9 protein-coding genes are annotated in these 10,867 nt (G+C 44.8%); all 9 read left to right on the top strand.

Annotated features, from left to right (window positions below; genetic code table 11):
* Positions 1–100 precede the first annotated feature (100 nt).
* The 9 genes from rlmD (at position 101) to truD (ending at position 10,820) form a co-directional block, all read left to right on the top strand.
* The gene (rlmD, locus tag OCU50_RS11950; RefSeq protein WP_060468617.1) at positions 101–1,420 is read left to right on the top strand and encodes a 23S rRNA (uracil(1939)-C(5))-methyltransferase RlmD; all 1,320 of its coding nucleotides are present in this window, start codon (positions 101–103) and stop codon (positions 1,418–1,420) included.
* Between the two features lie 115 nt (positions 1,421–1,535).
* Complete coding sequence (gene relA, locus OCU50_RS11945) at positions 1,536–3,758, top strand: GTP diphosphokinase (RefSeq protein ID WP_060468616.1); 2,223 nt, start codon at positions 1,536–1,538, stop codon at positions 3,756–3,758.
* A 292-nt stretch (positions 3,759–4,050) separates the two neighbouring features.
* Entirely contained in the window at positions 4,051–4,848 is a 798-nt protein-coding gene (mazG, locus tag OCU50_RS11940; protein ID WP_060468615.1) for a nucleoside triphosphate pyrophosphohydrolase, read from the top strand.
* 150 nt (positions 4,849–4,998) lie between these two features.
* The gene (locus tag OCU50_RS11935; RefSeq protein ID WP_060468614.1) at positions 4,999–6,639 is read left to right on the top strand and encodes a CTP synthase; all 1,641 of its coding nucleotides are present in this window, start codon (positions 4,999–5,001) and stop codon (positions 6,637–6,639) included.
* Between the two features lie 80 nt (positions 6,640–6,719).
* The gene (eno, locus tag OCU50_RS11930; RefSeq protein ID WP_060468613.1) at positions 6,720–8,018 is read left to right on the top strand and encodes a phosphopyruvate hydratase; all 1,299 of its coding nucleotides are present in this window, start codon (positions 6,720–6,722) and stop codon (positions 8,016–8,018) included.
* Between the two features lie 268 nt (positions 8,019–8,286).
* A complete protein-coding gene (gene ftsB / locus OCU50_RS11925) occupies positions 8,287–8,568 on the top strand; it encodes a cell division protein FtsB (RefSeq protein WP_060468612.1) in 282 nt (93 codons plus the stop codon).
* On the top strand, positions 8,568–9,269 hold the full coding sequence (gene ispD / locus OCU50_RS11920) for a 2-C-methyl-D-erythritol 4-phosphate cytidylyltransferase (protein WP_060468611.1): 702 nt from the start codon (positions 8,568–8,570) through the stop codon (positions 9,267–9,269). Before ftsB ends, ispD begins: the two co-directional genes overlap by 1 nt.
* A gap of 2 nt (positions 9,270–9,271) precedes the next feature.
* On the top strand, positions 9,272–9,751 hold the full coding sequence (gene ispF, locus OCU50_RS11915) for a 2-C-methyl-D-erythritol 2,4-cyclodiphosphate synthase (protein ID WP_060468610.1): 480 nt from the start codon (positions 9,272–9,274) through the stop codon (positions 9,749–9,751).
* Between the two features lie 22 nt (positions 9,752–9,773).
* Positions 9,774–10,820 (top strand): tRNA pseudouridine(13) synthase TruD, encoded by a 1,047-nt coding sequence (truD, locus tag OCU50_RS11910; RefSeq protein ID WP_060468609.1) that lies wholly within the window; start codon positions 9,774–9,776, stop codon positions 10,818–10,820.
* The last annotated feature ends 47 nt before the right edge of the window (positions 10,821–10,867 follow it).

The raw sequence follows: 10,867 nt of genomic DNA, 5'->3' as shown, positions 1-10,867 counted from the left end.
GTAAGCTTAATCAAAGCCGTGACGTTCGACAATGATTCCAAGGCAGAATAGTGAGCCCTGGATACCAATTACTAATTAAAAGATACATTAGGCATAAGCAATGGCACGTTTTTTCCAACCAAAAAAGAAAACTCAATTCGAGACCAAGCATCAATCGGTTTTGGTTGAACGAATGGATCACAATGGCGCTGGCATCGCTTATCAGAAAAACAAACCTGTTTTCATTGATGGGGCATTGCCCGGTGAGCAGGTGGTCATTCAACTGACTGAGAGTAAGAGTAAATTTGCACGCGCGAAACTCATCAAATTATTAAAGCCAAGCGAGCAGCGCCTAAAGCCGTTTTGTAAGCACTTTAATCAGTGTGGTGGCTGTCATCTTCAGCATTTTGGTTACGCCTCTCAGGTTGAGCACAAAGCACAGTCTCTTTCACATCTGATGAGCCAATATCAAACCGTTGAAACCGAAGTTGCCCAACCGATCGTGGGTGATGAAACGGGTTATCGTCGCCGTGCGCGCATCAGCCTATTTGTTGATAAAAAGACACAGCAGCTTCAGTTCGGTTTCCGTAAGAAGCAAAGTAAGCAGATTGAAAATATCACCGACTGTGCTGTGCTTGATTTCCGTCTTAATGTACTGCTGCCAAAGCTGAAAAATTTACTTAACACTTTCAGTAACCTTACCTCTTTAGGACACGTAGAATTGGTGCTGGGCGATACTGGTCCTGTCATGGTGCTACGTCACCTTAAGCCTTTGGTTGAAAAAGATGAGCAATCTTTGATTGAGTTGGCTCAGGCAGAAGGCGCTACGCTGTATTCGATGCCAGAAGCTGACAAGTTGATTCGTTTGGTGGGTGATACGCCAGCTTATAATGAAACTGGTGTGACATTGCCGTTTGAGCCAAATCACTTTATTCAAGTGAATCAAAAGGTCAATCAACAGATGGTGGCTCAAGCGATCGAGTGGCTAGAACCTCAAGCGGATGAGCGGGTGCTTGATCTGTTTTGTGGTTTAGGTAACTTCAGCTTACCTATCGCACAACAATCGGCGTTTGTGGTTGGTGTGGAAGGTGTTACTGAAATGGTAGAACAGGCCGCATCTAATGCAGCATTAAACCAGCTAAGTAATACGGAATTTTACCAAGCGAACCTTGAAGAAGACTTATCCTTACAGCCTTGGGCAAAAGAGAAATTCGATAAAGTATTACTGGATCCAGCACGGGCTGGAGCGAATGGGGTTGTTGATCAAATTTCAGCGTTAGGCGCGAAGCGTGTGGTTTATGTTTCGTGTAATCCTGCTACTCTAGCTAGAGATTCTGAGAGCCTAGAAAAACAAGGCTATCAATTAGCCAAGCTTGGTATGTTGGACATGTTCCCCCACACCAGCCATCTAGAATCGATGGCTCTTTTTATCAAGGCTTAAAAATGAATCACAAAGGCGCAGTTAAGACTGCGTTGATATCAATATGAGTCGAACTAACTTGGAACCAGTTAGTCATATTGAATTGGGTATAAAACATAATAACTAGGAAGACATGATGGTTGCGGTACGAAGCGCACATTTAAACCCAAGCGAACAGTTTGAGCTAGAACGTTGGATTGCGTCACTGAATCAAGATGCAAAGACCTCGAATAAACTGATCAAAGTTTACCTTCACTGTGAAGAGCTTTTAAAAGATCATGAACAAGCTTCGCTCTTGCTTTGGCGTGGGCGCGAGATGATCGAAATTTTGGTCACCTTGTCTATGGATCGTGCCACTTTAGTGGCAGCACAACTTTTCCCCGTCGTCTCAAGTGGTGTTTTTGAGCGCGAAGCGTTTGAAGAAAGCTACGGCAAAGAAATCGTAAAGTTGATTGATGGCGTCGAAGAGATGGCGGCTTTGGGCCAGCTAAACGTCACCCTTGAAGGCAGTGCTGCCTCGGGTCAAGTCGATAACGTTCGTCGCATGTTATTGGCTATGGTCGATGATTTCCGCTGCGTAGTTATCAAGCTGGCGGAGCGAATATGTAACCTTATTGAAGTGAAAAAGGCTCCAGATGCTGTGCGTCGTGCGGCGGCGAAAGAGTGCTCCAACATCTACGCTCCATTAGCAAATCGCTTAGGCATTGGTCAGCTTAAATGGGAAATTGAAGATTACGCATTTCGTTACCAACAGCCAGACACCTACAAGCAGATTGCCAAGCAGTTGTCTGAGCGTCGCATTGTACGTGAACAATACATCACAGACTTCGTTAACGACTTAACGGCAGAAATGCAACGTTCAAGCATCAATGCTGAAGTGAGTGGTCGACCAAAACACATCTACAGTATCTGGCGTAAAATGCAGAAGAAAGGCTTGGCCTTCGATGAGCTTTTTGACGTGCGTGCTGTGCGTATCATCGCCGATCAACTTCAAGACTGTTATGCCGGCCTAGGTGTGGTTCACACCAAATATAAACACCTCCCCAGTGAATTTGATGACTATGTAGCTAACCCTAAACCCAATGGTTACCAATCTATCCATACCGTGGTTCTTGGTCCTGAAGGTAAGACCATTGAGATTCAAATCCGTACTAAGCAAATGCACGAAGATTCTGAGCTGGGGGTTGCTGCGCACTGGAAGTATAAAGAAGGTGCTACAAGCGCTCGCAGTGGTTACGACGAGAAAATTACTTGGTTGCGTAAACTTATCGATTGGCAAGAGGAGATGTCGGATTCTGGTGAGATGCTAGATGAAGTTCGTAGCCAAGTGTTCGATGACCGTGTCTACGCATTTACACCTCGCGGTGACGTGGTCGATTTGCCGATGGGGGCTACGCCTCTCGATTTTGCTTACCATATCCATTCGATGGTAGGGCACCGCTGTATTGGTGCCAAAGTAGCAGGACGTATCGTACCGTTTACCCATAAACTATCGATGGGCGACCAAGTAGAGATCATCACTCAGAAAGAACCAAATCCATCGCGTGATTGGCTAAATCCAACCACAGGTTTCGTTCACTCAGGTCGTGCTCGTGCAAAAATCAACGCATGGTTCAGAGCACAAAGCCGCGAGAAAAATTTAGAAGCCGGTCGAGATATCCTTGAAGTTGAACTTGCGAAAGTGGGGGCTACCCTAAAAGATGCCGACCAATATGCGCTAAAACGCTTTAACGTTAACACACCTGATGAGCTTTATGCTGGCATCGGCAGTGGAGACTTACGTATTAACCAAGTGGTTAACCACATCAATGCATTGGTCAATAAACCAACGGCGGAAGAAGAAGATAAAAAAGCGTTAGAAAAGCTGCTTGAGTCGGAAAATAAGCCTGCACAACAGAGTCGTCCAAATAAAGACGCGGTAGTGGTTGAAGGTGTTGATAACCTAATGACACACCTCGCTCGCTGTTGTCAGCCTATTCCTGGCGATATGATTAAAGGTTACATCACTCAAGGTCGTGGTATCTCTGTTCACCGTAGTGACTGTGAACAACTAAGCGAACTTAACCTACATGCTCCAGAACGTATTATCGATACTGTTTGGGGGCATGGATTTGTCGGCTCATACATCCTAACGCTACGCGTCGAAGCGTTAGAGCGTAATGGTTTGTTGAAAGACATTACCTCACTGTTCTCGAATGAAAAGATCAGTGTGACCACAATGAAGAGCCGTATCGACTATAAACGTCAGCTGTCGGTAATGGATTTTGATTTGGAAGTGACCAATATTGAAATTCTGAGTCGAGTGACGAGCCGAGTAGAACAAATCAAAGATGTCATGTCGGTTAAACGCCTAGGCTAGTTTTTACGTCGTACTTGGCCTTCTAACTGTGTTAACTGCACTATACTCGCTTCATCACATAGGCAAGCTATGCTCAGAAGTCTCGTAAGTTTGTTGCCTTGTTAGAAGAACCAAGTACTTAGTAAAAACCGAACAATGCATTGAATGACGCGTTGTTTAACAAGAAAAACAGAAAGGTGAGTGGTTTTGGCTGCTCACCTTTTTTAGTTCTAGTATTTTTTTAGTTTGAGAACCTTTTAGTTTCAGTGAAGCTATAAGTTTAAAAATCAAAGACAGTAATAGGAAGAAAACGATGAATCACCCGATTGAACACCTTGAACAGATTATGACTAAGCTGCGCGATCCAGAAGGTGGCTGTCCTTGGGATTTAAAACAAAATTTTGAAACAATTGTGCCGCATACTATCGAAGAGACCTATGAGGTAGTGGACGCGATTCACAACAAAGACTGGCCGAACCTACAAGAAGAGTTGGGTGACTTGCTGTTCCAGGTGATTTTCTACAGCCAGTTAGCTAAAGAGCAGGGGTTGTTTGAGTTCTCTGATGTGGTTGATGGTATCAATGAGAAGCTAACACGTCGCCATCCGCATGTGTTCTCTGATACCGAGTTTGCCAGTGATGAAGAAATTAATGCCAACTGGGAAGCTGAAAAGGCCAAAGAAAAAGCACAAGCAGGCAAAACTCAAGAAAGTATTCTAGACTCAATACCAAACTCGCTACCTGCACTTTCGCGTGCTACAAAGATTCAAAAGCAGGTTGCGAAATTTGGCTTTGATTGGGACGCTATTGGCCCGGTGGCAGATAAGGTTTTAGAGGAAGTTGACGAAGTGTTGGAAGAGGCGCTGCAAGTCACACCGAACGAAGATTTGATTGAAGAAGAGTTGGGAGATCTGTTGTTTGCGACGGTCAATTTGGTGCGACATTTAGGTAAAAGCCCAGAAACGGCGCTGAACAAAGCTAATCTAAAGTTTTCTCGTCGCTTTAAAGGAGTGGAACAAAAAGTTCGTCAACAAGATAAAAATTTAACCGATTTTTCTCTACAACAGCTTGATTCCATGTGGGATGAGGTCAAAGTTGAGGAGAAAAGATAATCAAAGCTTTTATCATGAATTGATTTGAAGCAAAAAATAAAAAATTGCAGTGTGATAGATTTCACGTTGTGGCGATAAGGGGCTTCTGGTATATTTTCATCCCGTCCAGAAGTAATCCATTTCCCTCATTCAACCAATTTCAGGTTAAACATGACGACAAATTACATTTTTGTTACTGGCGGGGTTGTATCCTCTCTAGGTAAAGGTATTGCAGCAGCATCTCTTGCGGCTATTTTAGAAGCTCGTGGTCTTAAAGTGACTATGATGAAGCTTGACCCTTACATCAACGTTGATCCAGGCACTATGAGCCCGACTCAACACGGTGAAGTGTTCGTTACGGAAGATGGCGCTGAAACTGACCTTGACCTTGGTCACTATGAGCGATTCATTCGCACCAAGATGACTAAGCGTAACAACTTCACTGCAGGTCGTGTTTACTCAGACGTACTCGCTAAAGAGCGTCGCGGTGATTACCTAGGTGCAACTATTCAGGTTATCCCGCACATCACTAACTCTATCAAAGAGCGTGTTATTTCAGGTGCATCTGGCCACGATGTTGCGATCGTTGAAGTTGGTGGTACGGTTGGTGATATCGAATCTCTACCATTCATGGAAGCGATTCGTCAGCTAGCAGTAGAACTAGGCCGTGAACGCGCAATGTTCATGCACCTTACTCTAGTGCCATACCTAGCAGCAGCGGGCGAAGTGAAAACTAAGCCAACGCAACACTCTGTAAAAGAGCTACTGTCTATTGGCATTCAGCCAGACATCCTAGTTTGTCGTTCAGACCGCAACATTCCTGCGAACGAGCGTAAGAAAATTGCCTTGTTCTGTAATGTGCAAGAAAATGCAGTTATTTCTATGCGTGATGTTGACTCTATCTACAAGATCCCTCAGCTTATTAAAGCTCAAGGTACTGATGAACTTGTATGTAAGCGTTTCGGCATCACGGCTCCAGAAGCTGACCTGTCTGAATGGGAACAAGTTATTTACGAAGAAGCTAACCCAACGGGTGAAGTGACGATTGGTCTGGTTGGTAAATACATTGAACTACCAGATGCTTACAAATCAGTTAATGAAGCGCTAAAACACGCGGGCTTGAAAAATCGCCTAAGCGTTAATATCAAATACGTAGATTCACAAGACCTTGAGTCTCGTGGCGTAGAGCTTTTAGAAGGCCTAGATGCAATCCTAGTGCCTGGTGGCTTTGGTGACCGTGGTGTTGAAGGTAAAATTCTTGCTGCTCAATACGCTCGTGAAAACAAAGTACCGTACCTAGGTATCTGTCTAGGTATGCAAGTAGCGCTTATCGAGTACGCTCGTAACGTTGCGAAAATGGAAGGGGCACACTCTTCTGAGTTCAGCTCTGAAACTAAGTACCCAGTCGTTGGTCTTATCACTGAATGGACTGATGGTGAAGGTAAAGTTGAAGAGCGTACAGAATCATCTGACCTAGGCGGCACGATGCGTCTTGGTTCACAGCTTTGTCACCTAGCGAAAGGGACGAAAGCTTACGAATTATACGGTAGCGCGACGATCCATGAACGTCACCGCCACCGTTACGAAGTGAACAACAATCTTCGTCCACAAATCGAAAAAGCGGGCCTAAAAGTATCGGGCCTATCTGCGGACAAGAAGCTGGTTGAAGTAATTGAAAACCCGAACCACCCATGGTTTGTTGCTGCTCAATTCCACCCAGAGTTCACTTCAACACCTCGCGATGGTCACCCATTGTTTGCAGGTTTCGTGAAAGCGGCTGGTGAGTTCCAGCGTGGCGAATTAGAGAAATAAAAGGAATACAGGTAGCTGCGTAGGTTGTGCTGCTACCTTTAAATTTGACATTTATATATTCAACGAGAAGGAAACATTCAATGTCTAAGATCGTTAAAGTTCTAGGTCGTGAAATCATCGATTCACGTGGTAACCCAACTGTAGAAGCTGAAGTACACCTAGAAGGCGGTTTCGTAGGTATGGCTGCTGCTCCATCTGGCGCATCTACTGGTTCTCGCGAAGCTCTTGAGCTACGTGACGGCGACAAATCACGTTTCCTAGGTAAAGGTGTTCTTAAAGCTATTGAAGCTGTAAACGGCCCAATCGCTGAAGCTCTAGTTGGTAAAGACGCTAAAGTTCAAGCTGACGTTGACCAAATTATGCTTGACCTAGACGGTACTGATAACAAGTCTAAGTTCGGCGCGAACGCTATCCTAGCTGTATCTCTAGCTAACGCAAAAGCTGCTGCTGCTGCGAAAGGCATGCCTCTATACGAGCACATCGCTGAGCTAAACGGTACTGCTGGTCAGTTCTCTATGCCTCTACCAATGATGAACATCATCAACGGTGGTGAGCACGCAGATAACAACGTTGACATCCAAGAGTTCATGATCCAACCAGTTGGCGCTAAAACTCTTAAAGAAGGTCTACGTATCGGCGCTGAAGTGTTCCACAACCTAGCTAAAGTTCTTAAGTCTAAAGGCTACAGCACTGCAGTTGGTGATGAAGGTGGCTTCGCTCCTAACCTTAAATCTAACGCTGAAGCTCTAGAAGTTATCGCAGAAGCTGTTGCAGCTGCTGGTTACGAATTAGGTAAAGACGTTACTCTTGCTATGGACTGTGCTGCATCTGAGTTCTTCGACAAAGAAGCTGGCATCTACAACATGAAGGGCGAAGGTAAAACTTTCACTTCTGAAGAGTTCAACCACTACCTAGCTGAACTAGCGAACAACTTCCCTATCGTTTCTATCGAAGACGGTCTTGACGAGTCAGATTGGGATGGCTTCAAGCACCAAACTGAACTTCTAGGCGACAAGCTTCAAATCGTTGGTGACGATCTTTTCGTTACAAACACTAAGATTCTTGCTGAAGGTATCGAGAAAGGCGTAGCTAACTCTATCCTTATCAAGTTCAACCAAATCGGTTCTCTAACAGAGACTCTAGCTGCAATTAAGATGGCTAAAGACGCTGGCTACACTGCAGTAATCTCTCACCGTTCTGGCGAAACTGAAGATGCAACTATCGCAGATCTAGCGGTAGGTACAGCTGCAGGTCAAATCAAAACTGGTTCTATGAGCCGTTCTGACCGTGTTGCTAAGTACAACCAACTAATCCGTATCGAAGAAGCTCTAGGTTCTAAAGCTCCTTTCAACGGTCTTAAAGAAGTTAAAGGTCAATAATTCCTAGCGAATTATGCACTAATGCTTTTAAATGCCTCGCTTATGCGGGGCATTTTTTTGCCTGTATAAAACTGTCTTTTTTATACCTACAATTCGTCATTATTGAGACCTACGGAGAAGGGAGGTGGGAATATCATCTTGTGTTACGAACAACAATAATTCCCCGACTTATTGATTCCCTGGTACCACATATCTCGCACCAATAAGCGCATTATGGTATATATGTGCCTTATTCTAGTTCCTTCTTTTTCAACCAGCGAAAGGTGTTATGCGAATTTTTGCTTTAGTTTTGCTCATAGTGTTTGGCTGGCTACAACACACACTGTGGTTTGGTAAAAATGGTATCTCTGATTACTACGGTGTGAACAACGAAATCCAAGTTCAGCAGCAAGTAAATGAAAAGCTTCATCTTCGTAATGCTGAGATGTTTGCGGAAATTGACGATCTACGCCAAGGCTTAGACGCGATAGAAGAGCGTGCACGTCATGAACTTGGAATGGTGAAAGAAGGCGAAACGTTTTATCGTATCATTGGTGAGGAATCCCATTAATGTCGATTCAACTTCAAAGCGTGATTGCCGTTGTACCTGCGGCGGGCGTGGGCAGCCGAATGCAGGCCGACCGTCCTAAGCAATATCTAAAAATTAGCGGCACAACGATTTTAGAGCACACCGTTGAGAAATTATTGTCTCACCCACAAGTCTCTCAAATTGTCGTTGCTATTAGCGATGATGACCCATACTACCCAGAGCTTGCCTTAAATAAGAATCCAAAAGTGCTCAGAGTGTCTGGTGGAAGCGAAAGAGCGGACTCAGTACTCTCTGCCTTAGATTATATCGCTGAGCAACAGCTTGGTGATTGGGTTATGGTTCACGATGCGGCAAGGCCTTGTGTTCAATTAGGTGACATCGATAATTTGATCTCCGGTGCAATGAGTCATGAGGTAGGGGCGATTTTGGCTGCTCCTGTTCGTGATACGATGAAGCGTGGTGCCCAAGGGCAGATCGAGCATACCGTTGAACGAGCCGATTTGTGGCATGCACTGACGCCGCAAATGTTTAGAGCAAAACCTCTGTGGAATGCATTAAGTGAGGCGCTTCAACAAGGTGTTTCTATTACCGATGAAGCTTCAGCCTTTGAGTGGAAAGGTTTATCGCCCGCTTTAGTTACAGGGCGCTCAGATAATTTTAAGATTACTCAGCCAGAAGATTTAGCCCTTGCTGAGTTCTATTTAAGTCAGAATAAGGAATAATGATGATTCGTATTGGCCATGGCTTTGATGTACATAAGTTTGGTGGTGAAGGCCCGGTAATTATTGGTGGCGTGAGCGTCCCTTATGAACAAGGTCTTATTGCACACTCAGATGGTGATGTTGCCCTGCATGCGTTATGTGACGCTCTATTAGGTGCGATTGCTGCGGGTGATATTGGTCGTCATTTTCCAGATACCGATGATGAGTGGAAAGGTGCAGACAGCCGTGAGCTATTGAAAGACGTTTATCGTCGAGTAAAAGAACAAGGCTACGTGATTGGTAATGCCGATATTACTATCATGGCGCAATCGCCAAAAATGGCGCCTCATATAGAGTCTATGTGCCAAGCTATTGCACAAGACTTAGAAACCAGCATCAGTAATGTGAATGTAAAAGCCACGACCACTGAGCGTTTAGGTTTTACAGGTCGCAAAGAGGGCATCGCATGTGAAGCGGTGGTCCTAATTACTAAAAGTGCGTAAGCACCAACACGAAAAGAACAGCATGTCAGATATTTTATCTTCATTGGCTTATCTAAACGGTAAACCAACTGCGAAAGCAAAACTAAAAGCAAAAGCCGAACACTTTGTCGTTAATGAAGACTTGGGTTTTGAATTTACTGGCGAAGGCGAGCATCTAATGGTTCGCATCCGTAAAACGGGTGAGAACACGAGCTTCGTGGCTAATGAGCTAGCTAAGGCTTGCGGTGTTAAGTCGAAAGACGTGAGCTGGGCGGGTTTGAAAGACCGTCACGCAGTGACAGAGCAGTGGTTGAGCGTTCACCTACCTAAAGGTGAGCCTGACTTTTCAGCGTTCTTAGCACAATACCCAAGCATCGAAATCCTAGCGACAGCACGCCACAACAAAAAGTTACGTCCGGGCGATTTAGTTGGCAACCAATTTGAGTTGACCTTGTCTGAAGTAACGGATTGCGATGATGTGGTCAAGCGTTTGGAAAAAGTCGCTCAAGTCGGCGTACCAAACTACTTTGGTGCTCAACGTTTTGGTAATGAAGGTAACAACTTATCTGAAGCTCGTCGTTGGGGCCGCGATAACGTTCGTACTCGTAACCAGAATAAACGCAGCTTGTACCTTTCTGCTGCTCGTTCGTGGATTTACAACCTGATCCTTTCAGACCGTATTGAGCAAGATGCGTTTGCATCAGCATTGGTGGGCGATATCGTGGTGAAAGACGGTACTCAACTAGCAGTAACGGCTGACAACATCGAAGTAGTAAACCAAGACATCGCGAACGGCGCAGCATTGGTTACTGTTGCTTTGGCTGGAGATAATGCCTTGCCTACGACGGATGAGTCTCAAGCTTTAGAGCAGAAACACCTTGATGCTGAACCGGATCTAATGGCTCTGATTCGTGGTAACCGTATGCGCCATGATCGTCGTGAAGCGTCACTGAAACCAACGGATTTAACTTGGGAAGTGAACGAAGATAATGTCACGCTTAAGTTCTCTCTTGATGCGGGTTGTTTCGCAACAGCGATCGTTCGCGAATTGATTGAAGAAGTACACGTAGAAAGAAGCTACGAGCAATAACGATTCTGCTTGGAGCTAAGTCACTTGATATTGGAATTTAGTCACTT

The organism is Vibrio toranzoniae (assembly GCF_024347655.1).
Classification (GTDB): domain Bacteria; phylum Pseudomonadota; class Gammaproteobacteria; order Enterobacterales; family Vibrionaceae; genus Vibrio; species Vibrio toranzoniae.
Note: the sequence above shows the minus strand (reverse complement) of the source record. Positions and strands in the feature narration are given on the sequence as shown.

What these genes read in the sequence shown, in the direction of transcription:
- ispF (WP_060468610.1), top strand. Translation starts at nt 9,272, where the DNA reads ATGATTCGTATTGGCCATGGCTTTGATGTACATAAGTTTGGTGGTGAA.
- ispD (WP_060468611.1), top strand. Translation starts at nt 8,568, where the DNA reads ATGTCGATTCAACTTCAAAGCGTGATTGCCGTTGTACCTGCGGCGGGC.
- ftsB (WP_060468612.1), top strand. Translation starts at nt 8,287, where the DNA reads ATGCGAATTTTTGCTTTAGTTTTGCTCATAGTGTTTGGCTGGCTACAA.
- OCU50_RS11935 (WP_060468614.1), top strand. Translation starts at nt 4,999, where the DNA reads ATGACGACAAATTACATTTTTGTTACTGGCGGGGTTGTATCCTCTCTA.
- rlmD (WP_060468617.1), top strand. Translation starts at nt 101, where the DNA reads ATGGCACGTTTTTTCCAACCAAAAAAGAAAACTCAATTCGAGACCAAG.
- relA (WP_060468616.1), top strand. Translation starts at nt 1,536, where the DNA reads ATGGTTGCGGTACGAAGCGCACATTTAAACCCAAGCGAACAGTTTGAG.
- mazG (WP_060468615.1), top strand. Translation starts at nt 4,051, where the DNA reads ATGAATCACCCGATTGAACACCTTGAACAGATTATGACTAAGCTGCGC.
- truD (WP_060468609.1), top strand. Translation starts at nt 9,774, where the DNA reads ATGTCAGATATTTTATCTTCATTGGCTTATCTAAACGGTAAACCAACT.
- eno (WP_060468613.1), top strand. Translation starts at nt 6,720, where the DNA reads ATGTCTAAGATCGTTAAAGTTCTAGGTCGTGAAATCATCGATTCACGT.